This window comes from Sulfitobacter sp. F26204 (genome assembly GCF_026410305.1).
Lineage (GTDB): Bacteria > Pseudomonadota > Alphaproteobacteria > Rhodobacterales > Rhodobacteraceae > Sulfitobacter.
Genome location: NZ_JAPMLQ010000002.1, coordinates 260,283 through 285,823 on the forward strand (window position 1 = coordinate 260,283; position 25,541 = coordinate 285,823).

A 25,541-nucleotide genomic window follows, 5' to 3' on the forward strand; every position below is an offset into this window, starting at 1 on the left:
CAATTCCTGTCACCCCCTCGCTACGTATCGGACACTGCCATGACCGCGCCCAAGAAGCTGTTTATCAAGACCTATGGCTGTCAAATGAATGTTTATGACAGTGAGCGCATGGCCGAAGCTCTGGGCGGGAAAGGCTATGTCGAGACCAAGACCGCCGATGATGCGGACATGATCCTGCTCAATACCTGTCATATTCGAGAAAAAGCAGCCGAAAAGGTTTATTCCGAGTTGGGGCGGTTGAAGCCGTTAAAAGATCTGAAACCCGATTTGAAAATCGGTGTTGCTGGATGTGTGGCGCAGGCGGAAGGGGCCGAAATCATGCGACGCCAGCCTGCTGTCGACCTCGTGGTCGGGCCGCAAAGCTATCATCGGTTGCCTGCGATGGAAGAACGTCTGCGGCAAGGACAAACCGCGCTCGACACGGATTTCCCCGAAGAGGACAAATTCGAACATCTGCAATCACGACCCAAGGCCAAACGCGCCCCTGCGGCGTTTTTGACGGTACAGGAAGGATGTGACAAGTTTTGCGCCTTTTGTGTCGTCCCTTATACACGTGGTGCCGAAGTAAGCCGCCCCGCCATGCGCATATTGCAGGAAGCACGTGACCTGGTCGAACGCGGTGTGCGCGAAGTCACGCTTTTGGGGCAGAACGTCAACGCCTATCACGGCCATGACGGCGGTTTGGCCGGGCTGATCCGTGCCCTGGCAAAGGTCGACGGGCTTGAGCGTATCCGCTATACAACCAGCCATCCCAACGACATGGATGATGATCTGATCGCGGCCCATGGCGACGTGCCCGAATTGATGCCCTACTTGCATTTGCCTGTTCAGTCAGGGTCTGATCGTATTCTCAAGCGCATGAACCGCAGTCACACAGCAGAGAGCTATTTGCGCTTGCTTGAACGCATCCGTGCGGCCCGCCCTGACATCATTTTGTCCGGGGATTTCATTGTCGGTTTCCCCGAAGAGACCGACGCTGATTTCGAGGCGACAATGGATTTGGTGCGTGAAGTCAAATATGGCTATGCCTATTCTTTCAAATATTCGGCCCGCCCGGGAACACCTGCTGCAGAACGTGCCCTGGTTGATCCGAAGGTTGCCGATGACCGTCTGCAACAACTTCAGGCACTTATCAGCAGCCATCAATACGAAATCCAGCGTTCCATGGTCGGGCGGGACGTGTCCGTTCTGGTGGAACGGGCAGGCCGTCAATCGGGGCAGATGCTTGGTAAATCCGAGTATCTGCATTCGGTTCACATTGAAGATTGCACTGCGGGAATCGGCGATATTGTAAACGTCAGAATCGTTGAGGCAAAAACCAACTCCTTGACCGCCCGGCAGCAGTAATCGAGCCTGCAACCCGGAGCCATGGTGCGTCTTTGCCACATTTATACATTAATTCGATGTGTTTACCGTGAATTTAAACACTAAATGTAGATAACAGCGCTTCACACGCTGGGAATTATTACCTAACGTAGGAAAATAAGCGGGGGTGTCCGGGTGATAAACGGGGCATGCCTTTCGTGGGGGACTAGATAAAGGAAAATGCTGTGGTGAACACAATCTCCAAAGCGATCCGCGCCGTGGCGAGCCTGTCACTCGCAGCCGCGATCGCGCTGCCGATGACTTTTGCGGCAACGGGCGTAGATGCCCAAACACGCTCGCAGGGCGGACGTGACAAAGGTGTGTACACGCCGACCATCTGGGTTGACCCTGACGGTTGTGAACACTGGGTTATGGACGATGGTGCCGAAGGTTACATGACCCCGCACACCAGCCGCCAGGGCATTCCGGTCTGCCGCCGGGGTAATGTCTGTGGTGTGATGCCATCGGACCAGTTTTTTGCCACAGACAGCTACCGCATCAGCAGCGCGGGCAAACAGCGCCTTGCCGAGTTCTTTCGTTCGACCGGCGCGGTTTCATACATCATCACCGGTCACACAGATAGCCGTGCCTCAGATGCCTACAACATGAAGCTCAGCTATAACCGTGCCAGCGCGGTCGCGTCCATTGCAGCCGCAACAGGTGCGCGTATTGCGGACGTACGCGGCTACGGCGAACGCATGCCGGTTGCTGCCAACAATTCTTCGCATGGGATGGCCAAAAACCGTCGCGTCGAAATCATCTGCATTCGCTAAGGGGACGTGACGTGATCAAATCAACAATTCTTCTCGTGACGGCCTGCGCCTTTGGTCTGAGTGCCTGTGGCGACATCGAAGGTATCCGTGGCTATCCGTCTGACAAGACGCGCGACCGTGGCATTAATGGTCACCACCTCAGCACTCTTCAAGCTGGGATCTGGGTTGATCCAAACGGCTGTGATCACTGGATTATCGATGACGGTGTCGAGGGCTATCTGTCCGCTCGTCTGGACAAGTTCGGTAAGCCTGTATGCTCGGGCGTTGCACCGCCCACGCACACGGTAGGCGACTTCAAAGGCGGAACATTCATTCCGGATCCAAACTGATTTTGCCTGAAAAATTCAGCAATTTCGGGCCGGAGTGTTTAACACTTCGGCCCGTTTTACGTCTTGAGGGTGTATTTCTACCGCCTCGTACCTATTTGCCAATCGAACCCCTGTTCCCAAGGAGCTTATTTTGCCCTCAACCGATTTGATCAAGCAGCCCCCTGCGGACGTCCCCGCGTCGGCCAAACCCGTTGTACTGGAATTCCCTGACAATCGTTTGTTGGTTGATCTTTGCGGAGCATATGATGCGCATCTGGCCGCAATTGAAAAGGCGCTCGAAGTTCAAATTGTTAGACGCGGTAATCACCTGAGCATTCTGGGCGAAGCAGATGTTGCAGCTCAGGCTGGGAAGGCTCTTGGCACGCTTTATGCGCGCCTTGAAGGGGGGCGGACGGTCGAACTGGCTGACGTGGAAAGCCTGCTGCGGATGAGCGGTACCGACTTCGATCAGCCCGCAGGCACCGGCGCACAATTGGACAGGCCTCTGGGCGAAACGATTGAAATCCAGACCCGCAAGAAACTTGTCGAACCGCGTACCGAAGCCCAGAAAGCCTATGTTAAATCTCTGTTCGATAATGAGCTTGCCTTTGGCATTGGACCTGCCGGTACAGGCAAGACCTATCTCGCAGTTGCGGTGGGGGTCAGCCTGTTCATTGGCGGGCATGTGGACAAGATCATTCTCAGCCGGCCCGCCGTAGAAGCCGGAGAAAAGCTTGGCTATCTGCCAGGAGACATGAAGGACAAGGTCGATCCCTACATGCAGCCTTTGTATGATGCCCTGAATGACTTCCTGCCTGGCAAACAACTGGCCAGGCTGCTTGAGGAAAGGCATATTGAAATCGCGCCTCTTGCCTTTATGCGCGGCCGTACCCTGTCCAATGCCTATGTGGTGCTGGATGAGGCGCAGAATGCCACGACCATGCAGATGAAGATGTTTCTCACCCGCCTTGGTAAGAATTCACGTATGGTTATCACCGGTGACCGTACCCAGATCGATTTACCCCGTGGGGTAACTTCCGGTCTGGCGGATGCCGAGCGTCTGCTCAGCGGTATTCCCAAGATCAGCTTCAACTATTTCACGTCAAAGGATGTGGTACGCCATCCTCTTGTCGCGGCGATCATTGAGGCCTACGAGGCAGACAAGCCAGCGGGCTAAACATCCTCGTTCCCTTTGCCTTTCATCGGACAAAGCCCCAAAATTTGATCAGCACATGCAGAATATGGACATCACTATAGAAGACCCGCGCTGGTCCACGCTTGATTTCCATCACGTGGCCGAGGTGGCGGTGTGGGCAACGCTGGCTCATCTCGATGTGCCCGACAGGGCTGAAATCAGCATCCTCGCCTGTGATGATCCATCTATTACGCTGCTCAACCGCGATTTTCGCGGCAAACCTAGTCCGACGAATGTACTGAGTTGGCCCAGTCAGGAAAGGACTGCGTCCAGTCCTGGCGGTAAGCCGCTTCCGGCGGAACCGGGGTTCGACGGTGAGATCGAACTGGGGGACATCGCAATCAGCTATGACACCTGCGCAGCAGAAGCGCGGGCCACGAACAAAGACCTTGGCCAACACGTTACCCATTTGATCATTCATGCAACGCTGCATCTACTTGGTTACGATCATGAGACCGCGCAGGATGCCGCCTTGATGGAAGGGCTTGAGGTCAATATACTTGGCAAACTGGGTCTTGATGACCCATATAGAGAATCGTAGGTGGCTCCGAAGCCGCCGTTTCACATGACAGGACCCAATGGGCGACACTGACGAACAGACTGGCGGGCCGTCTAGCGCAGCGCAAAGCGCGCAACCGGTTGAAGAGGCAGCACAGCTTGAAGAATCCACTGCAAAATCCGGCGGATTTTTATCTCGCGTAATCGGGGCACTGACCCCATCTGACACGGATCCATACAACAATTATACGCCGCCGCTTGCGGACAGGCTTAGCGCACGTGGCATGATGAACCTGCGCCGCATGCGGGTTGATGATGTGGCAATTCCCAAGGCGGATATCGTTGCCGTGCCACTGACCGCGGACATGGAAGAACTTGTGGCGGTGTTCAAGGAACGTGGCCTGACACGGCTGCCGGTCTATGATGGCACGCTCGACAGTCCCGTGGGGCTGGCCCATCTCAAGGATCTTGCATTGCAATACGGGTTTAATGGCAAGACTTGTGAATTTGATCTCAAAGCGATGTTGCGCCCTTTGCTTTTTGTGCCCCCTTCGATGGGTATTGGCGTATTGCTGACCAAAATGCAGGCGGAACGGCGCCATATGGCGCTGGTTATCGACGAATATGGTGGTGTTGACGGATTGGTCACCATCGAAGACCTGATCGAACAGGTTATCGGCGAGATCGAAGACGAACACGACGTTGATGAAGATACCTTCTGGAGCCTTGAAAAGCCGGGGACCTATCTGGCGCTGGCCAAGACCCCACTTGAAGATTTTGAAGCCGAGATTGGACACTCCCTGACCGATCATGACGATGTCGATGAAGAAGAAATCGATACCCTTGGCGGTCTGGTTTTCATGCTTTCGGGTCGTGTCCCGACACGTGGCGAAGTGGTTCTGCATCCCGATGGGCCTGAATTCGAAGTGATCGATGCCGACCCGCGCCGGATCAAGCGCCTGCGCGTTCGTACGCAACGGTCTAACAAGTGACAGCCCGCATGTCGGGGTGGCGGCGTGTTGGCTTGGCTGGACTGTTGGGTGCGTCGGCGGGATTTGGCCAGGCACCTTATGACCAGCCTTTGATCTTGATGCTGGCGCTGACCTTGGCCTGTTACTTATTCGGACAGGCACAAACGACACGGCAGGCGGCGGTCTTTGGCTGGGCGTTCGGGACCGGCTACTTTGCGCATACCCTACAATGGATTGTTTCGCCTTTCATGGTGGATGTGGCCCGTCATGGGTGGATGGCACCCTTTGCCTTGCTGTTTCTGGCCGCTGGTCTGGCGCTTTTCTGGGGGGGCGCGTTCTGGCTGGCGCGGTGGCTGGAGCGACGGGGGGCATGGGCGCTGATCCTGAGTTTGCCAGCGGCCGAACTTGTTCGCGGTTATCTGTTTACTGGATTTCCCTGGGGTTTGCTGTCTCAATCCCTGGTTGACAGTGCCGGGGGGCAGGCCCTTTCCTGGATCGGGCCTTATGGGCTGACCCTACTGATGGTCGCGGTTGCTGTGGCGCTGAACGTTCGCGCAACAACCTGGGTCAGCCGAACTCTACGCTTTGGCGCGGTATTGCTGGGTTTGGGGGCGGTTGTCCTGCCGGTTTTCAGGCCAGTTGCCGTGCTGACCGATCACAGTGTTCGTCTGATCCAGCCCAATGCTGCGCAACGTGACAAGTGGAATCCTGATCACATCCCGGTCTTCTTTGATCGGCAGTTGACCTATTCGGCGGCTCCGCCTGCAGCAGAGGGTGCTGTACCCGATCTTATCTTGTGGTCCGAAACTGCAATCCCCTGGCTGCTGGATCGGGCGGGTTCATCGCTGAATGAAATTGCCAAGGCAGGGGGAAACGCAACCGTGGCGCTGGGTGTGCAGCGCCGTGATGATAGCGCCTATTACAATTCAATGGTGGTGCTGGAGCAGGGAGGCGAAGTTGCACAGATCTATGACAAACACCACCTGGTTCCCTTTGGGGAATACATGCCCTTTTCTGATGTATTCGCCCGTATCGGCGTTTTTGGCCTCGCTCAAAGAGCGCGTGGGGGGTATGCGTCAGGGTCCGGTGCCAAAGTGCTGGACTTTGGTGAAATGGGGCGTGCCCTACCGTTGATCTGCTATGAAGCCGTCTTTGCGCAAGATGTGAATGCCGCACCTGAACGCCCTGATTTCCTGATACAAATCACCAATGATGCCTGGTTTGGCAAAGCCGCTGGTCCGCGTCAGCATTTGGCCCAGGCCCGTATGCGGGCGATTGAACAAGGTCTGCCCCTGGCCCGAAGTGCGAATACCGGCATTTCAGCGATGATCGACCCCTATGGTCGCCTGTTGGCGTCCTTGCCATTGAACACGGCTGGATATGTCGATGCCCCTTTGCCTGCGCCACTATCTCCCACGGTTTATAGCCGCACCGGCGACCTGCCATTTGTCTTTGTGTTGCTTGCGGGACTCGCATGTGCAGGATTCCGACGGCAGCAGCGTCAACAAAGGGTTAAGAATTGACGCTCATTAGAGGGGGCGGTAAGCCGACTTAACCAATGCCACAACGGCTTCCTGACGTGGCATTTCATATTTATTGGAGCAGATATGTCCCGACAGAACTATATTTTCACTTCCGAGTCCGTCTCGGAAGGTCATCCCGACAAGGTTTGTGATCGCATTTCCGATGCCGTACTGGATGCATTCCTGACCGAAGAACCCGAAGCACGTGTCGCAGCAGAAACCTTTGCCACGACCAACCAGGTGGTGATCGGTGGCGAAGTTGGTCTGTCGGATCAGGCAAAATTGAGCGAATACATGGGCCGCATCGAGGATATTGCACGCGCCTGTATCAAAGATATCGGTTATGAGCAGGAAAAATTTCATCACGCCACCTGCAAGATCACCAACCTGCTGCATGAGCAATCCGCGCATATTGCGCAGGGCGTTGATGCTTCGGGTAACAAGGACGAAGGTGCGGGCGATCAAGGCATCATGTTCGGTTATGCAACTGATGAGACAGAGCAGCTGATGCCGGCGCCGCTTCACTATGCACATGCGATCTTGCGCCGCCTGGCCGAAGTGCGCAAAGACGGTACCGAACCGACATTGCGCCCCGACGCCAAGAGCCAGCTATCCGTGCGCTATGAAGGGGGTAAACCGGTTGGTGTCAGTTCGATCGTATTGTCGACGCAGCACGCATCAGAAAAGCAAACCAGCGCTGACATCCGGGACATTGTTGAACCATACATTCGTGAGGTCCTACCGGAAGGCTGGATCGACAATGATACGGTATGGCACGTGAACCCGACAGGTGTATTTGTGATCGGCGGCCCCGACGGCGATGCAGGGCTGACAGGCCGCAAGATCATCGTGGACACCTATGGCGGTGCCGCACCGCATGGCGGCGGCGCATTTTCAGGCAAGGACCCGACCAAGGTAGACCGCTCCGCTGCCTATGCCGCCCGCTATCTGGCCAAGAACGTGGTGGCCGCGGGGATGGCGACAAAATGCACTATCCAGTTGAGCTATGCCATTGGTGTCAGTGAGCCTCTTTCGATCTATTGCGATACTTTCGGCACCGGTGAGGTCGACGATGCCGAGGTCGAAAGGGCGATCCGCAAGGTCATGAGCCTGACCCCGCGTGGTATTCGCGAACACCTACAATTGAACAAGCCGATCTATCAGCGCACCGCTGCTTATGGCCACTTTGGCCGCACACCCGAGGCGGACGGTGGATTCTCCTGGGAAAGACTGGACCTTGCGGACAAGTTGAAAGCAGAAGTCTGAACTTGAATTGCGGCGACCAGATGCCCGACGGGCAAGGCGGAAACGCTTTGCCCGTTTTGCCCTGCATGGGGTGCCTGCCTATCGATAACAGAGGGTTCCGGGATTTGGCAAAGGTCGGTGGGCCAATGACCGTGTATTTCTGCCCGTGACGTCATTCAACAGCGCCATGCCACCCTGTCTTTCCATTTCTATCAGACATGACCAAAGAGGCAGGCAGCCTTGCTCACCATTATCGATTTCAGCGCGCTTATCTCTCTTTTCATGCAGATGTATTTGTCGCATTGAGCGGCGTAGCATCGGTCTGGTTTCTGGGGACAGGGGGTGATGGAGTGGGCCGGTATCCCTTCGGCCAGGCTGGCGCCAATCCTTGCGGCGAAGACATGATGGATACTGGTCTGGACAATGTCAGGCCGATTCCCTTACGGGTTTGCTGCGCTCAGTTGGGAACAGGGCATCAGTTCGGAATTTGCATCTAAAATGCCGGCAGTTGCCGGCGGGCCATTGCAGCGCAAGGCGCAGCAGGCTAAAGCCCGCGCCATGACGACACCTGCACGCCCTCGCCGTAATTTCTATGGTCGCCTCAAAGGCAAATCGCTCAAGCCCTCGCAACGGGGGTATATTGAGCAGGATCTGGCCGGTCTATCGCCGGGCCCCGTGTCCTGGGAGGAGAACCCCCAGCGTGATCCGTTGGATTTGCCTGCGCTGTTCGACGGCAAGCCGGTCTGGCTGGAAATCGGTTTTGGCGGCGGCGAACATATGGTGCATCAGGCGGCGCGGAATCCGGATGTCGGGATAATCGGTTGCGAACCCTACATCAATGGCGTTGCGATGTTGCTGGGCAAGATTCGGCGCGCAGAGGTTGGAAACGTTGCAGTCTATCCGGGTGATGTGCGTGACATGTTTGATGTCTTGCCAGCAGGGTCGGTTGACCGCGCCTTCTTGCTTTACCCCGATCCCTGGCCAAAGGCCCGCCATCACCGCCGCCGGTTCGTGACTGAAGAACATCTGGTGCCATTGGCCCATGTGTTGAAGCCTGGTGCCATGTTTCGTGTGGCAACGGATATTGAAGATTACGTCCGCCAGACCTTGGAAGAAGTGCCAAAATTCGGGTTTGAATGGCTGGCTGAAGGGCCTGCGGACTGGCGCGCACCCTGGCCCGACTGGTTTTCCACGCGGTATGAACAAAAAGCCCTTCGTGAGGGGCGGGTTCCGCATTATCTGACCTTCCGGCGGGTCTGACCCGCTTGTGCGGGCAAGCCCGCATGCGATTTTGCATTTTTCTTTTGAAAAATGGTTTTGAGGCTCTGCCTCAAACTCCGCGGTATTTACGGCCAAAAAGAAAAGCATGTCGGGTGCCTTGGCATGGACGGCATCTGGGCGCTGGGGTAGAAGTTTTGCAAAGCAGTTTAAGGATGAGTTTATGTCAGCCCATGGCGACCCTATTCCAATGAAGTCGAGCGCATGCGGGCCTTTGACCGGCATAGCAGAAGTGCCGGGGGACAAGTCGATTTCTCATCGGGCATTGATCCTGGGGGCGCTGTGTATCGGAAAAACCAAGATTGACGGCCTGCTGGAAGGTCAGGATGTGCTCGATACGGCGAAGGCCATGCGGGCGTTTGGTGCCGAGGTCACGGATCATGGGGCTGGATCGTGGTCGGTGCAGGGGGTTGGTGTGGGTGGATTTGCCGAACCGGAGGGTGTGATCGATTGTGGCAATTCCGGTACCGGCGTACGGTTGATCATGGGGGCGATGGCGACCTCACCGATTGTGGCGAGCTTTACCGGAGATGCCAGCCTGAACGGTCGGCCCATGGCGCGTGTCACCGAGCCATTGTCGGCCTTTGGCTGTCGTTCCGTGGGGCGCAGTGGCGGGCGGTTGCCCATGACGTTGGTGGGGGCAACAGAACCCATGCCGGTGCGCTATGTCGTGCCTGTGCCTTCTGCACAGGTGAAGTCGGCGGTGCTGTTGGCAGGGCTGAATGCGCCTGGGAAAACCGTTGTGATCGAAGCCGAAGCCACGCGGGACCATACAGAGCGCATGTTGGCGGGGTTTGGTGCCGAGATCACAATTGAGGAGACCGATGAAGGGCGCGAAATCACCCTGACCGGTCGACCAGAATTGCAGGCACAGCATATCGTGGTGCCACGGGACCCGTCGTCTGCGGCCTTTCCGGTCTGTGCCGCCCTGGTTGTGCCCGGATCCGATGTGCTGGTGCCCGGTATCGGATTGAACCCGACACGGGCGGGATTGTTTACCACGCTGCGCGAGATGGGCGCGGATTTGAGTTACGAGAATGAGCGCGAGGAGGGCGGCGAGCCTGTGGCGGACCTGCGTGCCAGGTTTTCGCCCGACCTTGAAGGTATCGAGGTGCCGCCGGAACGGGCTGCGTCAATGATCGATGAGTACCCAGTGTTGTCGGTGGTGGCATCCTATGCCCGGGGACGCACTGTGATGCGGGGCGTCAAGGAACTGCGGGTCAAGGAAAGTGACCGGATTGATGCAATGGCTGCAGGTTTGCGTGCAAATGGCATCGAGGTGGAGGATGGCCCGGATTGGTGGACTGTCACCGGGGCCGGCCATGGCGGTGTTGCGGGCGGCGCGACCTGTGCCAGCCATCTGGACCATCGTATTGCGATGTCTTTCCTGATTTTGGGAATGGCGGCGCAAAAAGCAATCAGCGTAGATGACGGTGGCCCGATTGCGACCTCCTTTCCGATTTTTGAATCCTTGATGCAGCAATTGGGGGCGCAGATTGTGCGACTGCGCGCATGACGCGGCTGTTGTGGTGCCTTGCCGCGACGAGCCTTGTTGTGTTTGCGGTGCTCGCCTATTTGTCGGTCTTTCGTCTGGTTGCGGAAGGGCAGATGATTTTTGACAGCCGTATGGCCGGATATTCTGTAGAGGCTGGACGCATGTATCTGCAAGCGCTCACCTCGGAGCAGACTGTGCTTTACCTCGGGCCGTTTCGGGTGTTGGATACTGTCCTGCCAATCCTGCTGGCGTTGACGATGGCGCTGTTTACCTGGCATCATGCGGCAGGTGTTTCGGTGCCTTTGCGCCTGATGGCTGCATTAAGCCCCTGTGTCTATCTGTTGCTTGATCTGCGCGAAAACGTGTTTGTTGCCCTGCTGCTCGAGACCGGCCCACAGGTTTCGGCAGGGGCGATCCTGCAGGCCAGTGCCTATACGGTGGGCAAATTCATCTCGCTTATGCTGGCGCTGTTGCTTTGTGTCTGGGCCTGGCGTTTGGTTTCCGTTCAAAGACCGGATGATGGGGCGGCCCGGTGAGTATCACAAAAGGATTCACGGTCGCGATTGACGGCCCGGCAGCATCGGGCAAGGGTACGATTTCCAAGGCAGTAGCCGCGCATTTCGGTTTTGCCTATCTGGATACTGGTCTGTTGTATCGGGCGGTTGGGGCCAAGGTGATGTTGGGGATAGAGCCGCTGAAGGCGGCGCAGGCGCTGGTGCCGGAGGACCTGGACGGTGAAGCCCTGCGTACGCCAGAAGTGGCGCAAGAAGCCAGCAAAGTTGCCGCCTTGCCGGATGTGCGGGCAGCTTTGGTCGATTTTCAACGCAGTTTTGCGGCGCGGGCGGGGGGCGCTGTTCTGGATGGACGGGACATCGGTACCGTGATCTGTCCGGCGGCACAGGTGAAATTGTTTGTGATTGCAGATTCAGTAGTGCGGGCGCGCCGGCGGTTTGCAGAATTGACCTCCAAGGGGATCAAGACCACCCTGGAAGAAGTCCTCGACGATGTTCAGGCGCGGGACGCGCGCGACATGGGCCGGGCTGATGCGCCGTTGAAAGCTGCCGCGGACGCCATCGAGATAGACACTTCCGCGCTAAGTATCGAGGATGCAGTTGCCCAGACAATCGCTGTGATCGAGGCGGCGATGGCGCGCTAGCCGTGCATCAGTGTCGACAGAACTGCAGGTGCTTCCCTGCAAGGCGGCCGACGGCGGAGGCGTGCAGTTGATACAGGGCAAAGCCTGTCGGAAGCGGGTGGCCCGCGCATAAAGACAGAGCGCATATTCTGTGGGCGCAAAGAGGCATTGCAACTTGCAGTGCCTCTTTATCGTTATCATTGCAAGGACATCAGTTCCCTTCAACGGCCCCTTCAACGGCGTCTGCTGCGCCTTGAACGGCCTCGCCTGCGCCTTCGATCGTGATGTTCACGTCTTCGCCACTCGGGGCTGATCCACCAGACAGGACGAAATATGCAATTATCGCGACAATCACGACCAATGCACCTACGACCATACCCATCCCGGCACTGCTGCCGGATGTTGTCGTGGTGACGTGTTCGCTTCTTTCCGGGGTAGCCATGTCAAACTCCAATCTTGTTAGTATTCAGGCATTTCTAGTGACAGGCTGCGGGGAGTGACCCCCAGTAGATGCAGTGCTGTCGAAGTTGTCGAGAGGCGGATATGAACCGCCCCTCAGCACGGATCCGAAGAGTAATTATCCGGAAACGCGTGTCAGGTTTATCTCGCCGACACCGATGGCAAAGTTGATACCATTCTGGGTGTTCACGCTGAGTGGTTGGAGAGCAAGCGTGTTCTCGGAACCGCCGGTCATGACATTTGCGCCGAGCCCGACACCAAATGTCGCTTCTGCGGAAACCCCTTTGTAGGAACCGTCAAGACCACCTTCGCTGTATTCGGACTCTGTGGGCGCAAGCACCAGCCAGGACATCTGGCCGTTTGTTGTCTCGCCGACGTCAAGTCCCCAACGGTTGATCTCACCCAGATAGGTTTCATCTGCAAGACCTTCTTCTACAGGGTTGAAGGTACAGTTCAATTCGCGGCTCGACCCGATGATGAAACCGCTGCCATCGCCAACATCACAGCTAAGGGAGCCGACTTCGACATGATCGACGGTTTCTTTGTCGGCCGCCATTGCCATACCGCCCAAGGCGGTGGCAAAGAAAACTGCGGTACCGAAGGTGAAATTCGAACGCTTTGTCATCGTTTCCTCTTTCCGGTGCCTCTGGAGCACCAAACTTGTATTTCATGCAGCAGCCAACCAGTCAGGTCGCCTTGCCGCTCGTCAAAAAAAGAACGTCGCAGATTGAAATGGGTTCCAAAAATTTTTGGATTGGCCAAACCGGTCAGGGTGCAGGGTGGCTTTGGATCACTGGTCTGACGCTTGGGCAAACCAGCTTGCGCCCGCGCCATATTTCCCCTATACGCCGCAGTGTCTAAGGAGCGGATACAAGCACCGGACGCATATCTCAGGCAGGGTCGGTTTATTCCGGCCCTCTTTCTTTTGCGTTCCGCTACCCGTTCAAAGGACCAATTCACACCCAAGACCGGCGGAGACAACCGCACGGCCAGTAAACAAGTCTAGATTAGGAAAAATACGCTACATGGCGAATATGATGGACGAGTTTGAAGCACTCTTGAACGAAAGCTTCGAAATGGACACCCCCGAAGAGGGTTCCGTTGTTAAAGGCAAGGTTATCGCGATCGAAGCGGGCCAGGCCATCATCGACGTAGGCTACAAGATGGAAGGCCGCGTCGAATTGAAAGAATTTGCCGAGCCAGGCGAAGCCCCCAAAGTTGAAGTCGGCGATGAGGTGGAAGTCTTTCTGCGTCAGGTCGAAAACTCCCGTGGTGAAGCGGTTATCTCACGCGAGATGGCCCGTCGCGAGGAAGCATGGGACCGTCTGGAAAAGGCCTACGCTGCGGAAGAGCGCGTCGAAGGCGCGATCTTTGGCCGTGTCAAAGGTGGCTTCACTGTGGACCTTGGTGGCGCGGTCGCCTTCCTGCCCGGCTCTCAAGTTGATGTGCGCCCCGTGCGCGATGCCGGCCCATTGATGGGTCTCAAGCAGCCGTTCCAGGTGCTGAAAATGGACCGTCGTCGTGGCAACATCGTGGTCTCACGTCGTGCCATCCTTGAAGAATCACGTGCCGAACAGCGTGCCGAAGTCATTGGCAACCTGACCGAAGGTCAGGAAGTCGACGGCGTGGTCAAGAATATCACTGAATACGGTGCGTTTGTTGATCTGGGCGGCGTTGACGGCCTGCTCCACGTCACCGATATGGCATGGCGTCGTGTGAACCACCCCTCCGAGATCCTCACGATTGGAGAGACGATCAAGGTTCAGGTGATCAAGATCAACAAAGAAACACACCGCATCTCTCTGGGCATGAAGCAGTTGCAGGAAGATCCATGGGATCTGGTTGCAGCGAAATACCCACTCGAGTCTTCACACACAGGCCGTGTGACCAACATCACCGATTACGGTGCCTTTGTTGAGCTGGAGCCGGGCGTTGAAGGTCTGGTACACGTTTCCGAAATGTCCTGGACCAAAAAGAACGTACATCCTGGCAAAATCGTTTCCACCTCTCAGGAAGTCGAAGTGATGGTTCTGGAAATCGATGGTGCCAAACGCCGCGTTTCCCTTGGCCTGAAACAGACCATGCGCAACCCATGGGAAGTGTTTGCAGAAACACACCCCGAAGGCACGGAAGTCGAAGGCGAAGTCAAGAACATCACCGAATTCGGTTTGTTTGTTGGCCTCGAAGGCGACATCGACGGCATGGTGCACCTGTCCGACCTGTCATGGGACCAGCGTGGCGAAGAAGCCATTCAGGATTACCGCAAGGGCGACACGGTTCAGGCGGTTGTTTCCGAAGTTGACGTTGAGAAAGAGCGCATTTCACTCTCCATCAAAGGTGTCGGCGGTGACAAGTTCGCAGAAGCAGTGGGCGGCGTGAAGCGCGGTTCTGTTGTGACTGTGACCGTGACCTCCATCGAAGATGGTGGCATCGAAGTGGAATACGAAGGTATGAAAGCCTTTATCCGCCGCTCCGATCTGTCGCGTGACCGTGCAGAGCAGCGCCCTGAGCGTTTCTCTGTTGGTGACAAGGTCGACGTGCGCATTACGAACGTCGATGCCAAAGCGCACCGTCTTGGCGTCTCGATCAAAGCGCGTGAAATCGCAGAAGAGAAGGAAGCAGTTGAGCAGTATGGCTCCAGCGATTCCGGCGCATCCTTGGGTGATATCCTTGGTGCGGCTTTGAAGGGCGATGAATGATCTGACTTTCTACAAGGTCTGAGAACCAAGGCCCCGTGCAGGTTGCACGGGGCCTTTTTTGATGCCGAATCGGGTAGCGTAGCGTGCTGGTGGTATGCTGATCCGCCGGGGGTTCACGATGGTAAAACAACGGCTGCCACAAAAATAGCCTCAAAAACAGCAGGTTCTCGCATGAAAAATCGACAAAGGAGGATTCCTTCGGCTTCCCGTGACGTTGGTTTCTTCCTATAGTCGAATGTGATCTGCCAAAATAAACGTCTCGCGGGGGGATAGAACAATGATCCGGTCAGAACTCATTCAGAAGATTGCGGACGATAATCCGCATCTTTATCAACGTGACGTCGAAAGGATTGTGAACACCATCTTTGATGAGATCACGACGGCAATGTCCGGTGGAAACCGTGTAGAGCTGCGCGGATTTGGTGCATTTTCAGTCAAGAAACGGGATGCCAGAATTGGGCGCAACCCGCGAACGGGCGAAACCGTACATGTAGAAGAAAAGCACGTACCGTTTTTCAAGACCGGTAAATTGTTGCGGGACCGTTTGAACGGGAAAAGTTAATGCGTTACGTTCGTTATCTGTGCATCGCGGTATTTGCCATCGCGCTTGTTTCTGTTGCGCTGGCAAATCGTGAAACGGTGACCCTGCAGGTTCTGCCGCAGGAGGTCGCTGGATGGTTTGCGGTCAATCCTTCCCTCGAACTGCCGCTCTTTCTGGTGATCCTCGGGTCACTGGTCGCTGGGCTTCTGGTTGGGTTCATCTGGGAATGGATCCGAGAATTTGGGGAGCGCGCCGAGAAGGCCCGTCTTGCCCGTGAAACCCGCAGGCTGGAGCGTGAGATCGCACGGTTGAAAGGTGAGAAACATCAGGGCAAGGATGAAGTTCTGGCACTGCTCGACGAAGCCAGCTGAGGTCTGAAATGTCTCCCCCCATCAATGTCAAGATCTGCGGTCTGCGCTGCGCCGAGGATGTCGCGTCGGCGGTTGCTGCAGGTGCGCGATATGTTGGATTTGTCTTCTTCGAAAAGTCCCCCCGCCATCTGTCGCCGCAAAAGGCTGCGGCACTGGCGGTTTCGGTCCCTGCGGGTGTGTGCAAGGTCGCCTTGGTGGTGAATGCTACCGATGCATTTCTTGACGATCTTCTGGATCTGGTACCTGTTGACATGTTGCAATTGCACGGAAGTGAAAGTCCCGAGAGGGTACTGGAGATCAAGGCGCGATACGGTATTCCGGTGATGAAAGCCGTTGGAATTGCCGATGCGTCCGATCTGCCGAAGCTGGAGCGCTATTTGTCAGTTGCGGATCAGATTCTGGTCGATGCCAAGCCACCAAAAGGTGCAGAATTGCCGGGCGGGAATGGGTTGGCCTTTGACTGGCGCTTGATGGCAGGACGCAAATGGCCTGTACCCTGGATGCTGGCCGGCGGGCTGACCGCAGATAATATCGCCCAAGCGGTCCGGATGACCGGCGCACAGCAGGTCGACGTGTCCAGCGGTGTCGAGAACGCACCGGGCAGGAAGGATGCCAGGCTGATCGCGGATTTCTGTGCCGCGGCCCTTGCTGATTGAGCAGGCAAAGCCTGCATTCGATTTGAATCTTGGTTGGAGGCTCTGCCTCCAAACCTCCGCGGTTTTTAGGGCCAAAAAGAGAAGGTGCCAGGATCAGATGCTTTGATCATAAGCGCCGACACCTGGTTCGGTGCGGATGGTTGCATCGAGATCTTTGAAAATGGCCCGCATCTCGTCCTCGGAGGTAGGGCTTTCGCAGACAACAACGAGGTTGGGGGTGTTGGATGAGGCGCGCACCAAACCCCAGGCACCGTTGTCCAGAATCACACGTGCACCATTGACAGTGACCACTTCCTTGATGGTCTGACCCGCGATTTTTTCGCCTGCGGCATGTTTGGCAACGAGTTTTTCGACAATGCGCGCGAGGATGTCATATTTTTCTGTGTCGGCGGCATAGGGTGACATGGTTGGTGTCGCCCAGGTCTGAGGCAGCGCGCGGCGCAGGTCGGACATGGACAGGTCGGGGTTGCGATCCATGAGTTTGCAGATTTCCACAGCCACGCGCATGCCGCAATCGTAGCCGCGCCCGATGGGCTCGGCGAGGAAGTAGTGGCCGGACTTTTCAAAGCCTGCAAGTGCGCCGATTTCCTTGACACGACGCTTCATGTGGGAATGGCCCGTTTTCCAATAATCGGCCTGGACGCCATGTTTGATCAATTCGGGGTCGGAGGCGAAGAGGCCGGTCGATTTCACGTCAGCGACGAAGGTTGCATTCGGGTGGATTTTTGCCAGGTCGCGGGCCATGATCACACCGACCTTATCCGCGAAGATTTCCTCTCCCTCGTCGTCGACCACGCCACAGCGGTCGCCGTCACCGTCAAAGCCAAGAGCGAAATCCGCCCCCGACGCTTTTACTGAGGCGCTCATGTCGTGCAGCATTTCCATGGCTTCGGGGTTCGGGTTGTAGTGCGGGAAAGTATAGTCAAGACGGTTATGGCTTTCGACCACTTCGACGCCGAGGCGTTTGAATAACTCCGGTGCGAAAGCAGAGGCCGTGCCGTTGCCCGTGGCGCAGACAACCTTGAGCTTTCGGGTCATTTTGAAATCACCAACCAGATCGTCAAGGTAGGCCGCGCGCAGGCCGTGGACGAATTCATATTTACCACCGTCGCGGGGCTGCCCTTCTCCGTTCAATACAATGTCACGTAGTTCGTTCATTTCATCGGGGCCATGGGTGAGGGGGCGCTCAAAGCCCATTTTCACGCCAGTCCAGCCGTTGGGGTTGTGGGAGGCTGTAACCATGGCCACGGCCGCCGCGTCAAGATGGAACTGCGCGAAATAGGCCATTGGCGACAAGGCAGGCCCGATGTCCTTGACGTGGATGCCGGCTTGCAACAGGCCCAGCATCAGGGCGTTTTTGATCGACAGGGAATAGTCGCGGTAATCGTTGCCGACAGCGATGACCGGGTCGATTCCGCGGCGCTGCATCTGGGTGCCAAGGCCGAGACCGAGGGCGGTGATGCCGGGCAGGTTGATGTCATCGGGGTATTTCCAGCGCGCATCGTATTCTCGAAAACCGGTGGGCGTGATCATGGCGTCACGCAGGAATTCCCAAGTGTTCTGGGAAACGGAAGGAGCGGGTTTTGTCACGATAAACGCCTCGCTTAGAATGTCAGGGGGTGGGTTTTGGCCAAGGCGTCGAACTTCATCAAAGTGGCGATGAGGTTAGGCATCTGGTCAAGATAGATAGAATTGGGCCCATCGCTAGGGGCGGTGTCCGGGTCTTCGTGGGTTTCAAGAAAAACCGCCGCCACGCCAATGGCGACTGCCGCACGGGCCATCACTGGGGCAAATTCACGTTGCCCGCCGGAAGAACCACCAAGACCGCCAGGCTGTGCGACGGAATGGGTTGCATCCATCACCACAGGATAACCTGTCTGGGCCATCTGTGGCAGGCTGCGCATGTCGGCGACCAGCGTATTGTAACCGAAAGCAGTCCCGCGTTCGGTCAATAGAATTTTTCGATTGCCGGTGCTTTCGATCTTTTCAACGATATTGCCCATTTCCCAAGGGGCAAGCCATTGACCCTTTTTCACATTCACTGCTTTGCCGGTATTGCCGGCGGCCAGTAACATATCCGTCTGGCGACAAAGAAAGGCAGGGATCTGCAGGATGTCGACCACCTCGGCGGCGATGGCGCATTGGGCTTCGGTGTGGACATCGGTGAGGACGGGCACAGCATTGGCGCGGGCCACAGAGTGCAGCACGCGCAAACCTTCGTCAATTCCCAGGCCACGCTTTCCTGCCAATGAAGTGCGGTTGGCCTTGTCGTAACTTGCCTTGAAAATATATTGTGCACCAACGGCTTGGCAGGCTTCTTTCATTTGGCCCGCGATCATTTGGGCATGATCCTCGGACTCTAGCTGGCAGGGGCCTGCAATGATCGTAAGCGGGCGGTCATTGCCAATGATAACATCACCGATTTTGACTTGGGTCATGAAGTTACCTGTTCTCTGAGGATCGACGCTGTCAGGGACAACATCAGGTAGATGCCTGCAAAGATCAGGAAAGCCAAGATCGTGTTTTCAAACTTTCGTGGGTAGGTGGGCTCTTCAGGGGCCACGGGTTGCACGGCGACGGTCAGGTAACGCACCTGGCGGTTGGCCTCGGTACGGGCTTGATCCATTGCTGTATGGGCGGATTGCAAGACCAGATCAGCGGCGGCCAGATCGGCTTGGGCCAGTTGCATCTTTACCGCCTGTTCCGCCAGGGAGTTATCACCGGTGGTGCTTGAGTTCATCTTGTCTTTCAACTTGTCGAGCTGTTCCTGCAGGCGGCGCACATCGCCGCGGACGCCATCAACCTTGGCGCGGTTGGGGCGGGCGTTGTCCATCAAGGCGGAGAGTTCGAGTTCTTTCTCGATCAGCAACCCCTCATAGGTCGTGATCTGGGTACGGATGGCGACGATTTCAGCTTGAGGGTCGACACCGTTTTCGACCTGTAGGCGGATCAATGCTTCCTGGGCGTCGCGGCGCTTTTGTTGTGCGGAGTCAAAACCGGCAAGCGCATCGCGCATTCCGTCTTCGCGCTTTTGTTTTGACAGATTGTTGACCCGTTCCTCGGCATATTGAATCAAGCTCGACGAGAAAGAAGCAGAAACATGTGGATCAGCCGCGACCACCTCCATACGGATGACGCCCTCGGTCGGGTCATAGCCAATTTTTACGTTTTTCTTGTATAGCTTAAAGGCTTCTTCATTGGTCGAACCTGCACCCAGTCGCTGGATCGGGTCGATACCTTCATCTGAAAAATGGTTTTTGAAACCAACATCCTGATCAAGGCGCAGCATCGCGTCCTTGGATTGCAGATAGGCTTGGGTTGCGATGCTATCAGCAGAGTTGGCGAACTGTGTGGGCAAGATATTGCCAAACGGGCTTGTGCCGCCGCCACCTTCGCTCTGGATGATCAGGAATTGGCTGTCCGTGGCATACATGGGGGTTGCCACGTTATAGAAATAATATCCGGCGGCAAAGGTCGGCAGCATGACAAAAAATGCGAGACGCACCAGCAACAAGCCCAGCTTGCGCCGCCTGCGGTTGGAAATGTCACGCTGAATGTCAGAGATTTCGCGCGCCCGGCGTGCGGCGGGGCTTGCTTCGGTAGAGGGGAGGTTCATGCCACCGGAAGGTACAGTCTGGGGCAATTGCACGCGTCCTGCAGGCGCGCCGCCCTGTGGTGTATCGCCGTCTTTGCCATCACCCTGCGGGACAACCAGTTCCAGCATGTTTGACCGCTGGAATGGGTCGATCCCCTTGGTTCGTAGCAGGCGCACCGCGTCAAAGTCCGATGTCGGTGCGAGCCCGTGTTTCTGCGCCACGCGCCGTGCCATGCGCAGTTGACGGCCTGTGAGCCCCTCGTGCCGTATGGCGTTTATATCGGTTTCACCTATCACTTCGGCCGCGGAGGACACCTGACCGTCGCGTCCAGGCTGGGAGGAGGAGGGTGCCTCGGCTTGAGTTGCCTGTGCACGCGCGGGTTCTGGCTGTGCTTGCGGGGGCACCGGTCTGGGTGCTGTGCGCACCGGCCTTTCGGTCGCGACCTCTGACTGCGTTGCAGTCTCGGTTTCAGTGGATGTTGTGGGCGTGTTCCGCTTGATACGGAATTTTCTAGCCTTGGGTTTGGTAGTCATACAACTGTTTCGCTTCTTCCAAGGTATCGAACATAATGAACTGGCCATCGATAAGAACGGCGGCAGAGCGGGCGAATTTTTCCAACGTCTCGGGCTGATGCGAAACGATGATGATCGTGGTGGTGCGGAGACGTTCTTGCAGGATTTCTCCTGCTTTTCGGTTAAATTCTACATCTGTTGTTGATGGCATGCCTTCATCAATGAGGTACATGTCAAAATCAAGCGCCAGCATCAAAGCAAAAGAAAAGCGTGACCGCATGCCTGCGGAATAGGTGCCAAGTGGTTGGTCAAAATATTCACCCAAATTGCACAGCCACCGACAGAAACTCTCGACATAGTCGGGATCGAGGCCGTAGAGCCGTGCAATATAACGGGCGTTTTCCATTGCCGACACTTTGCCGACGACACCGCCCATGAATCCCAGGGGAAAGGAAATATTGCACCCGCGCCGGATCTCACCCTCGTCGGGTTTTTCCAAGCCTGCCATCATGTTGATCAGTGTTGTTTTGCCCGTGCCGTTGGGTGCCAAAATGCCCAATGATTTGCCAAGCTCTACTCGGAACGACACTTTGTCCAGGATCACCTTGTGCTGGGTGCCTGTCCAAAAGGACTTTGAAACATTTTCGAATTCCAGCATGCCTGCTCCGGTTGCTGCTTGGGTGACTTGTGTCGCCCCCTTTTAATAGGGATCTGCCCGAGGTCTATATCGCGACTTTGGCGATATTATGTCCTATCTGGAAACAAATGTCCAAGCAGCGTTGGATCGGTCTAGGCAACGGCCTGCCAGGCCAGACCAGCGAAGATTGCGCCCGTCAAGGCAAAGCCCAGATAGGCAGCAAAGACACGTGGTTTGACCAAGGCCCATACGGCAATCGCGGCGGGAATGCAGCTGACGCCACCGGCTATGACAAAGGACATGGCGGCCCCGTTGCTCATGCCTTGCGCCAGCAGCGCGTCGACCAGTGGTACAGCCGCATAACCGTTGAGATATGCAGGTGCACCGACAAAGGCACCCAAAAGGATCGGCATGATTCCCGTGCCACCCAGCAGGCCTGCAATCCAATCGGCGGGGATATACCGCAGCATCAGGGCCTCGATGAGATAGGCAAGGGTAAGCCATTTTGTCAAAAAAATCGCATTGTCACGGGCGGTGTCAACGAAGGTGCCCAGACGATCACTCTGTTTCCAGAATTTCCAGACTGGTTTGCCAGAAAACGGTTTTGATGTTCCGCAACAACTGCTTGCAGCCGGAACTTTACGCAATGGATTAGCGAAAATGGGGGTGTTTGCCATTAACATGACGCTAAATCCCCCCATCATGCCGATGCTGACCGCGGCAAGGGTTTTTGCCAGCGCAAAGTCAAACCCAAGCGTGCCAGAGGTGATGGCGAACATCGCAGGATCCATCAAGGGAGACGCCAGCCAGAAGGCCATGACCGCACCCAGGGGGGCCCCAACCGCAAGCAAGGCAGCGATAAACGGGATGACTTCACATGAACAGAAGGGCGAGATCCCGCCAATCAAGGCCGCCATCACAATCATGCGCGCCGGGTTGCCCTCAAACGCTTTGGCCAACAGGTTTTCGGTGCCAGATGCCTTGAGGTAGGCCACTGCAGACACTGCAAAAAGAATGAAGGGGGCTGTGCCGCCGAGCGCTCTTAAGGTAAAAACGATTGTTTCTGTCAGCGTATCGGGAGCAAACAGTGCGATCGCGGCAAGGATAACGGCGATCACGCCCCATGCACCGGGGTTCCAACGCTTGAATTTTGCGGGGCTATGGGAATGGGTGGTATCAGCCATGAACGTGATCCTTGCAAGGAGCGCTTGCATCAGCGCAACATTCGGTGAGGAGAAAATTGGACAGCGCCTCGATTTCGGAATAGGCCACTGCTGCACAGATCGTGCTGCGGCCTCGGCGTTCCTGTTTCACCAGGCCCGCAGCGGTCAATAATTTCAGATGATGGGTCAGGGTCGAGCCGGTGACTTCCGCGCGTTCCCCCAAAATACCAATGCTCAACCCTTCCGGGCCGGCGCGTACAAGGCAGCGGAGAACAGCCAGTCGTTGTTCGGACCCAAGAGCCGCAAAGCTGGCGGCAGCTAGGGTAAGGGGCGGGATGTTGGGTGATTCTATTTTCATATTCGTAGAAATATAGAAATGATTGTGATCCGCAAGTTTTATTTCTATAATTATCGAAATGATCCTGTCGCAGTTGGGCATCTCAGGATCTGAGCGCAGGGGGCCGGCACATTGTAAATGCAGTAATGAGGGTTTGAGATGAAAGACATACGTGATGATTTGCGGGCTTGTACGATCTGTGCGGAACGCTTTGCTGCAACGGCAACCGGACATCGGCCGAACCCGATTGTCTGGTTTTCGCCCAAAGCCCGCATTCTGATCGCGGGGCAGGCACCGGGTATCAGGGTACATGAAACCCACAAACCTTTTAATGATGCGTCGGGTGATCGTTTGCGCGATTGGTTGGGTTTGGACGCCGTGCAATTTTATGACCAGGACACCCTTGCGATTGTACCGATGGCGTTCTGTTTTCCCGGATATAACGCCAGCGGAAGCGATCTGCCGCCACCTGCGATCTGTGCAAGAACATGGCGGGCAGAGGCCTTGGCAATGTTGCCGGATGTCCGGTTGACGTTGCTGATTGGCGGTTATGCAATGAAGTATCATCTGGACGGATTTACCAAAGTGGGTGATGCAGTAGCGGGTTGGCGGGACCACCCCGAAGGCGTGTTTTGCTTGCCTCACCCCTCGTGGCGCAATACCGGGTGGCTAAAGAAAAATCCGTGGTTCGAAGCAAAGGTGCTTCCGCGTCTACGGGCTGCGGTAAAAGAGGTGCTGAATGGCTGAAACGACTCCACTGGATGATGCACAGGCGGCTATGGTGGCCGCCGAACATGATGACACGGCCCGCTTGCGGTTTTACGAGCGGATTGCGGATGCCGAACTGTTCATGTTGCTTGAGGCGGAACCCGCCGGCGATCAAATCAATCCAGTGTTGTTGGAAGATGGCTATGTTCTGGTCTTTGACCGCGCTGAACGCCTTGCGGCCTATGTAGGTGCCCCAGCACCCTATGTCGCGCTGTCTGGACGTGCGATTGCAGGAATGTTGAATGGTCAGGACCTTGGAATGGCGGTGAACATCGGTGTGGCCCCATCAGAGATATTGCTGCCCGCGGGTGCGATGGCATGGCTGCGTGATACGCTTGCCCATGAGGCCGGGGAGGTCGAGGCACGGATTTCTCAGGTCCTGCCCCCCAAAGGACTTCCTGAAAGACTGATCACCGCGATCGACGCCAAGCTGGCAACCGCCACAGGCATGGCGGCCGGGGCATTTCTGGTTGCGGTAGAGTATCAGGAAGGCGGGCGTGGGCATCTGCTGGCATTTATCGGGGCAATTCCACGGGCTCAGGATGCGCTTGTGCGTGCGGCCTCCGAGGCGTTGACCTTTTCGGGGATAGAAGCGGGGGCGATGGATGTCGGTTTCTTCGATGGTAACGATCCCACGGTTGCGAAACTGGCCAAGGTCGGGCTGCGCTTTGATCTTCCCCAAGGAGAAGGTTTGCAACATACACCGCGGATGCCGCCAGGCTCTGACCCTGCGAAACCGCCAATTCTGAAATAAACTGTACTTTGACGGCTGCCTGGATCACCTGCTGTTCACGTCGGCGCGAGGTCACAGGCTCGTGGGGTGTCATGATGGTGCAACGCCCCTAGTCTCTTAGGTGATACAGCCCCAAACAGGAGTCCATGACATGAACCGTTTCACGCTGACCATTGCCGCCGCCGCAACCGCCCTTTCCCTGGCGGGTGAAGCCTTTGCGGGGGATCAATATATAGATGCGACGGGCTTTGCCGCCTCGGGCTTTGACGTGGTGGCCTATTTTGATCTGGATCCTAGCCCGATCGGGCAACCACAGCCTGCGGCCATTCCCGGAAAGGCTGCCTTTACCGCAGACTACAACGGAGCGACATTTGCCTTTTCGACCAAGGAAAACCGCGACAAATTTGTGGCAGACCCGGCGCAATATGCCCCGCAATATGACGGACATTGTGCCTATGGTGTCTCAAAGGGCGGGAAAGTACCGGGCAATCCGAACTTGTGGCGCATTGTCGACGGAAAATTGTATCTCAATATTACGAAAAATGTTGTGAGCTTTTGGGAGGAAGACATTCCCGGCAACATCAACCTGGCCGAGGGGAACTGGGCCTCGATCGAACCAGAAGCAGGATCGACCAGCCCGATCCCGCGGTACACGTCAACGGCACCCTTGAAGTAATGTCCCCTGCTGGTACCCCCCTGCCAACCGCAGAACCCCCGTCGCAGTCCACACGGCGGGGGCTATTGTTTGCGATGGCAGGAATTGTTGCCCTTGGTGGCATTGGCGCGGCGCAATGGTTCAATGTCACCGCGCAGATGGACCCAGGCGACCTGACCGCGCCCGAAGCGCTGGCAGCGGCAATTGCGGGTGAAATCAAGTTGATTGATATTCGCAGACCGGAGGAATGGGTGCAAACGGGGATTGGTCTTGGCGCGGTGCCGATTGACATGCGCGACGCAGCTTTCATCGATATATTGCTGGCACAAACAGACGGGCGCAGGGACGTGCCTGTGGCATTGATCTGTGCCCGAGGGGTGCGGTCCGCGGCGTTGTCGACGCGTCTGGTGCAGGCAGGGTTCACTCAGGTTCTGGATGTGCCTGAAGGAATGTCAGGGTCAGGCGCGGGGGCTGGGTGGATCAAGCGGGGATTGCCTGTGGTGCAGCCCTAGGTGTGCCTCGCCCGGCGACCTCGAACGGGCAGTGCTCTGCGGGCTGTCCTGTTGCGCCGGTCAACTTTAAGCTGTCCGATAGAAATAGATATGTGATCGACGCACAGACTCCGCTG

Annotated in this window: 28 protein-coding genes and 1 riboswitch; of the genes, 20 read left to right on the top strand and 8 right to left on the bottom strand. The window is 56.5% G+C overall.

Annotation, left to right across the window (positions count from 1 at the left end; translation table 11 throughout):
• Positions 1 to 39: 39 nt before the first annotated feature.
• The 12 genes from miaB (at position 40) to OS190_RS05255 (ending at position 11,807) form a co-directional block, all read left to right on the top strand.
• A complete protein-coding gene (gene miaB, locus OS190_RS05200; RefSeq protein WP_267157608.1) occupies positions 40 to 1,347 on the top strand; it encodes a tRNA (N6-isopentenyl adenosine(37)-C2)-methylthiotransferase MiaB in 1,308 nt (435 codons plus the stop codon).
• A gap of 203 nt (positions 1,348 to 1,550) precedes the next feature.
• Entirely contained in the window at positions 1,551 to 2,138 is a 588-nt protein-coding gene (locus OS190_RS05205) for an OmpA family protein (protein ID WP_267157609.1), read from the top strand.
• Positions 2,139 to 2,149: 11 nt separating this feature from the next.
• Entirely contained in the window at positions 2,150 to 2,467 is a 318-nt protein-coding gene (locus OS190_RS05210) for a hypothetical protein (protein ID WP_267157610.1), read from the top strand.
• Between the two features lie 145 nt (positions 2,468 to 2,612).
• Complete coding sequence (locus OS190_RS05215) at positions 2,613 to 3,623, top strand: PhoH family protein (RefSeq protein WP_416237382.1); 1,011 nt, start codon at positions 2,613 to 2,615, stop codon at positions 3,621 to 3,623.
• Between the two features lie 55 nt (positions 3,624 to 3,678).
• A complete protein-coding gene (gene ybeY / locus OS190_RS05220) occupies positions 3,679 to 4,182 on the top strand; it encodes an rRNA maturation RNase YbeY (RefSeq protein WP_267157611.1) in 504 nt (167 codons plus the stop codon).
• A gap of 37 nt (positions 4,183 to 4,219) precedes the next feature.
• On the top strand, positions 4,220 to 5,131 hold the full coding sequence (locus OS190_RS05225; RefSeq protein ID WP_267157612.1) for a hemolysin family protein: 912 nt from the start codon (positions 4,220 to 4,222) through the stop codon (positions 5,129 to 5,131).
• An 8-nt stretch (positions 5,132 to 5,139) separates the two neighbouring features.
• Positions 5,140 to 6,633 carry an apolipoprotein N-acyltransferase gene (gene lnt / locus OS190_RS05230; protein WP_267157613.1) on the top strand — a complete coding sequence of 498 codons (1,494 nt, stop codon included), beginning with the start codon at positions 5,140 to 5,142 and terminating at the stop codon, positions 6,631 to 6,633.
• Between the two features lie 32 nt (positions 6,634 to 6,665).
• Positions 6,666 to 6,714: riboswitch (SAM-SAH riboswitch) on the top strand.
• A gap of 3 nt (positions 6,715 to 6,717) precedes the next feature.
• A complete protein-coding gene (gene metK / locus OS190_RS05235; protein ID WP_267157614.1) occupies positions 6,718 to 7,899 on the top strand; it encodes a methionine adenosyltransferase in 1,182 nt (393 codons plus the stop codon).
• A 537-nt stretch (positions 7,900 to 8,436) separates the two neighbouring features.
• Positions 8,437 to 9,138 carry a tRNA (guanine(46)-N(7))-methyltransferase TrmB gene (gene trmB, locus OS190_RS05240; RefSeq protein ID WP_267158300.1) on the top strand — a complete coding sequence of 234 codons (702 nt, stop codon included), beginning with the start codon at positions 8,437 to 8,439 and terminating at the stop codon, positions 9,136 to 9,138.
• A 181-nt stretch (positions 9,139 to 9,319) separates the two neighbouring features.
• On the top strand, positions 9,320 to 10,672 hold the full coding sequence (gene aroA, locus OS190_RS05245; protein WP_267157615.1) for a 3-phosphoshikimate 1-carboxyvinyltransferase: 1,353 nt from the start codon (positions 9,320 to 9,322) through the stop codon (positions 10,670 to 10,672).
• Positions 10,669 to 11,187, top strand: a complete 519-nt coding sequence (locus tag OS190_RS05250) for a hypothetical protein (protein WP_267157616.1) — start codon at positions 10,669 to 10,671, stop codon at positions 11,185 to 11,187. Before aroA ends, OS190_RS05250 begins: the two co-directional genes overlap by 4 nt.
• 2 nt (positions 11,188 to 11,189) lie before the next feature.
• Entirely contained in the window at positions 11,190 to 11,807 is a 618-nt protein-coding gene (locus tag OS190_RS05255; protein ID WP_267158301.1) for a (d)CMP kinase, read from the top strand.
• A 190-nt stretch (positions 11,808 to 11,997) separates the two neighbouring features.
• Here OS190_RS05255 and OS190_RS05260 read toward each other — a convergent pair whose 3' ends face one another.
• Positions 11,998 to 12,228, bottom strand: coding sequence for a hypothetical protein (locus tag OS190_RS05260; RefSeq protein ID WP_267157617.1), 231 nt, complete (start codon positions 12,226 to 12,228; stop codon positions 11,998 to 12,000).
• A gap of 135 nt (positions 12,229 to 12,363) precedes the next feature.
• A complete protein-coding gene (locus OS190_RS05265; protein WP_267157618.1) occupies positions 12,364 to 12,870 on the bottom strand; it encodes a DUF992 domain-containing protein in 507 nt (168 codons plus the stop codon).
• Positions 12,871 to 13,270: 400 nt separating this feature from the next.
• Here OS190_RS05265 and rpsA point away from each other — a divergent pair, with 400 nt between their 5' ends.
• From rpsA to OS190_RS05285, 4 genes are all read left to right on the top strand, one after another.
• Positions 13,271 to 14,944, top strand: a complete 1,674-nt coding sequence (rpsA, locus tag OS190_RS05270) for a 30S ribosomal protein S1 (protein ID WP_267157619.1) — start codon at positions 13,271 to 13,273, stop codon at positions 14,942 to 14,944.
• Between the two features lie 277 nt (positions 14,945 to 15,221).
• The gene (gene ihfB, locus OS190_RS05275; RefSeq protein WP_267157620.1) at positions 15,222 to 15,506 is read left to right on the top strand and encodes an integration host factor subunit beta; all 285 of its coding nucleotides are present in this window, start codon (positions 15,222 to 15,224) and stop codon (positions 15,504 to 15,506) included.
• The gene (locus OS190_RS05280) at positions 15,506 to 15,856 is read left to right on the top strand and encodes a lipopolysaccharide assembly protein LapA domain-containing protein (RefSeq protein ID WP_267157621.1); all 351 of its coding nucleotides are present in this window, start codon (positions 15,506 to 15,508) and stop codon (positions 15,854 to 15,856) included. The genes ihfB and OS190_RS05280 overlap by 1 nt, the downstream gene beginning before the upstream one ends.
• Positions 15,857 to 15,864: 8 nt before the next feature.
• The gene (locus OS190_RS05285) at positions 15,865 to 16,512 is read left to right on the top strand and encodes a phosphoribosylanthranilate isomerase (protein WP_267157622.1); all 648 of its coding nucleotides are present in this window, start codon (positions 15,865 to 15,867) and stop codon (positions 16,510 to 16,512) included.
• A 93-nt stretch (positions 16,513 to 16,605) separates the two neighbouring features.
• Here the strand turns inward: OS190_RS05285 and OS190_RS05290 are convergent, their stop codons facing one another.
• From OS190_RS05290 to OS190_RS05315, 6 genes are all read right to left on the bottom strand, one after another.
• Positions 16,606 to 18,045 (bottom strand): phosphomannomutase/phosphoglucomutase, encoded by a 1,440-nt coding sequence (locus OS190_RS05290; protein ID WP_416237383.1) that lies wholly within the window; start codon positions 18,043 to 18,045, stop codon positions 16,606 to 16,608.
• Between the two features lie 71 nt (positions 18,046 to 18,116).
• Entirely contained in the window at positions 18,117 to 18,950 is an 834-nt protein-coding gene (gene kdsA, locus OS190_RS05295; protein WP_267157624.1) for a 3-deoxy-8-phosphooctulonate synthase, read from the bottom strand.
• Positions 18,947 to 20,641, bottom strand: a complete 1,695-nt coding sequence (locus OS190_RS05300) for a KpsE/RkpR family capsule polysaccharide export protein (RefSeq protein ID WP_267157625.1) — start codon at positions 20,639 to 20,641, stop codon at positions 18,947 to 18,949. Before OS190_RS05300 ends, kdsA begins: the two co-directional genes overlap by 4 nt.
• Positions 20,619 to 21,278, bottom strand: coding sequence for an ABC transporter ATP-binding protein (locus OS190_RS05305; RefSeq protein WP_267157626.1), 660 nt, complete (start codon positions 21,276 to 21,278; stop codon positions 20,619 to 20,621). The genes OS190_RS05300 and OS190_RS05305 overlap by 23 nt, the downstream gene beginning before the upstream one ends.
• Positions 21,279 to 21,409: 131 nt before the next feature.
• The gene (locus OS190_RS05310; RefSeq protein WP_267157627.1) at positions 21,410 to 22,441 is read right to left on the bottom strand and encodes a permease; all 1,032 of its coding nucleotides are present in this window, start codon (positions 22,439 to 22,441) and stop codon (positions 21,410 to 21,412) included.
• Positions 22,434 to 22,778, bottom strand: a complete 345-nt coding sequence (locus OS190_RS05315; protein WP_267157628.1) for an ArsR/SmtB family transcription factor — start codon at positions 22,776 to 22,778, stop codon at positions 22,434 to 22,436. Before OS190_RS05315 ends, OS190_RS05310 begins: the two co-directional genes overlap by 8 nt.
• A 138-nt stretch (positions 22,779 to 22,916) precedes the next feature.
• On the opposite strand from OS190_RS05315, the gene OS190_RS05320 reads away from it, so the two are divergent.
• From OS190_RS05320 to OS190_RS05335, 4 genes are all read left to right on the top strand, one after another.
• The gene (locus OS190_RS05320) at positions 22,917 to 23,504 is read left to right on the top strand and encodes a uracil-DNA glycosylase family protein (protein WP_267157629.1); all 588 of its coding nucleotides are present in this window, start codon (positions 22,917 to 22,919) and stop codon (positions 23,502 to 23,504) included.
• Positions 23,497 to 24,279, top strand: coding sequence for an SseB family protein (locus OS190_RS05325; protein WP_267157630.1), 783 nt, complete (start codon positions 23,497 to 23,499; stop codon positions 24,277 to 24,279). The genes OS190_RS05320 and OS190_RS05325 overlap by 8 nt, the downstream gene beginning before the upstream one ends.
• A 130-nt stretch (positions 24,280 to 24,409) precedes the next feature.
• On the top strand, positions 24,410 to 24,934 hold the full coding sequence (locus tag OS190_RS05330; protein WP_267157631.1) for a YHS domain-containing (seleno)protein: 525 nt from the start codon (positions 24,410 to 24,412) through the stop codon (positions 24,932 to 24,934).
• Positions 24,935 to 25,008: 74 nt separating this feature from the next.
• Positions 25,009 to 25,425 carry a rhodanese-like domain-containing protein gene (locus tag OS190_RS05335; protein ID WP_267157632.1) on the top strand — a complete coding sequence of 139 codons (417 nt, stop codon included), beginning with the start codon at positions 25,009 to 25,011 and terminating at the stop codon, positions 25,423 to 25,425.
• Positions 25,426 to 25,541 lie beyond the last annotated feature (116 nt).

What these genes read in the sequence shown, in the direction of transcription:
- OS190_RS05260 (WP_267157617.1), bottom strand. Translation starts at nt 12,228, where the DNA reads ATGGCTACCCCGGAAAGAAGCGAACACGTCACCACGACAACATCCGGC.
- ihfB (WP_267157620.1), top strand. Translation starts at nt 15,222, where the DNA reads ATGATCCGGTCAGAACTCATTCAGAAGATTGCGGACGATAATCCGCAT.
- OS190_RS05335 (WP_267157632.1), top strand. Translation starts at nt 25,009, where the DNA reads ATGGCAGGAATTGTTGCCCTTGGTGGCATTGGCGCGGCGCAATGGTTC.
- OS190_RS05300 (WP_267157625.1), bottom strand. Translation starts at nt 20,641, where the DNA reads ATGACTACCAAACCCAAGGCTAGAAAATTCCGTATCAAGCGGAACACG.
- OS190_RS05320 (WP_267157629.1), top strand. Translation starts at nt 22,917, where the DNA reads ATGAAAGACATACGTGATGATTTGCGGGCTTGTACGATCTGTGCGGAA.
- OS190_RS05305 (WP_267157626.1), bottom strand. Translation starts at nt 21,278, where the DNA reads ATGCTGGAATTCGAAAATGTTTCAAAGTCCTTTTGGACAGGCACCCAG.
- aroA (WP_267157615.1), top strand. Translation starts at nt 9,320, where the DNA reads ATGTCAGCCCATGGCGACCCTATTCCAATGAAGTCGAGCGCATGCGGG.
- ybeY (WP_267157611.1), top strand. Translation starts at nt 3,679, where the DNA reads ATGCAGAATATGGACATCACTATAGAAGACCCGCGCTGGTCCACGCTT.
- OS190_RS05325 (WP_267157630.1), top strand. Translation starts at nt 23,497, where the DNA reads ATGGCTGAAACGACTCCACTGGATGATGCACAGGCGGCTATGGTGGCC.
- OS190_RS05280 (WP_267157621.1), top strand. Translation starts at nt 15,506, where the DNA reads ATGCGTTACGTTCGTTATCTGTGCATCGCGGTATTTGCCATCGCGCTT.
- metK (WP_267157614.1), top strand. Translation starts at nt 6,718, where the DNA reads ATGTCCCGACAGAACTATATTTTCACTTCCGAGTCCGTCTCGGAAGGT.
- rpsA (WP_267157619.1), top strand. Translation starts at nt 13,271, where the DNA reads ATGGCGAATATGATGGACGAGTTTGAAGCACTCTTGAACGAAAGCTTC.
- lnt (WP_267157613.1), top strand. Translation starts at nt 5,140, where the DNA reads ATGTCGGGGTGGCGGCGTGTTGGCTTGGCTGGACTGTTGGGTGCGTCG.
- kdsA (WP_267157624.1), bottom strand. Translation starts at nt 18,950, where the DNA reads ATGACCCAAGTCAAAATCGGTGATGTTATCATTGGCAATGACCGCCCG.
- OS190_RS05225 (WP_267157612.1), top strand. Translation starts at nt 4,220, where the DNA reads ATGGGCGACACTGACGAACAGACTGGCGGGCCGTCTAGCGCAGCGCAA.
- OS190_RS05250 (WP_267157616.1), top strand. Translation starts at nt 10,669, where the DNA reads ATGACGCGGCTGTTGTGGTGCCTTGCCGCGACGAGCCTTGTTGTGTTT.
- trmB (WP_267158300.1), top strand. Translation starts at nt 8,437, where the DNA reads ATGACGACACCTGCACGCCCTCGCCGTAATTTCTATGGTCGCCTCAAA.
- OS190_RS05315 (WP_267157628.1), bottom strand. Translation starts at nt 22,778, where the DNA reads ATGAAAATAGAATCACCCAACATCCCGCCCCTTACCCTAGCTGCCGCC.
- OS190_RS05265 (WP_267157618.1), bottom strand. Translation starts at nt 12,870, where the DNA reads ATGACAAAGCGTTCGAATTTCACCTTCGGTACCGCAGTTTTCTTTGCC.
- OS190_RS05330 (WP_267157631.1), top strand. Translation starts at nt 24,410, where the DNA reads ATGAACCGTTTCACGCTGACCATTGCCGCCGCCGCAACCGCCCTTTCC.
- miaB (WP_267157608.1), top strand. Translation starts at nt 40, where the DNA reads ATGACCGCGCCCAAGAAGCTGTTTATCAAGACCTATGGCTGTCAAATG.
- OS190_RS05285 (WP_267157622.1), top strand. Translation starts at nt 15,865, where the DNA reads ATGTCTCCCCCCATCAATGTCAAGATCTGCGGTCTGCGCTGCGCCGAG.
- OS190_RS05310 (WP_267157627.1), bottom strand. Translation starts at nt 22,441, where the DNA reads ATGGCTGATACCACCCATTCCCATAGCCCCGCAAAATTCAAGCGTTGG.
- OS190_RS05290 (WP_416237383.1), bottom strand. Translation starts at nt 18,045, where the DNA reads ATGATCACGCCCACCGGTTTTCGAGAATACGATGCGCGCTGGAAATAC.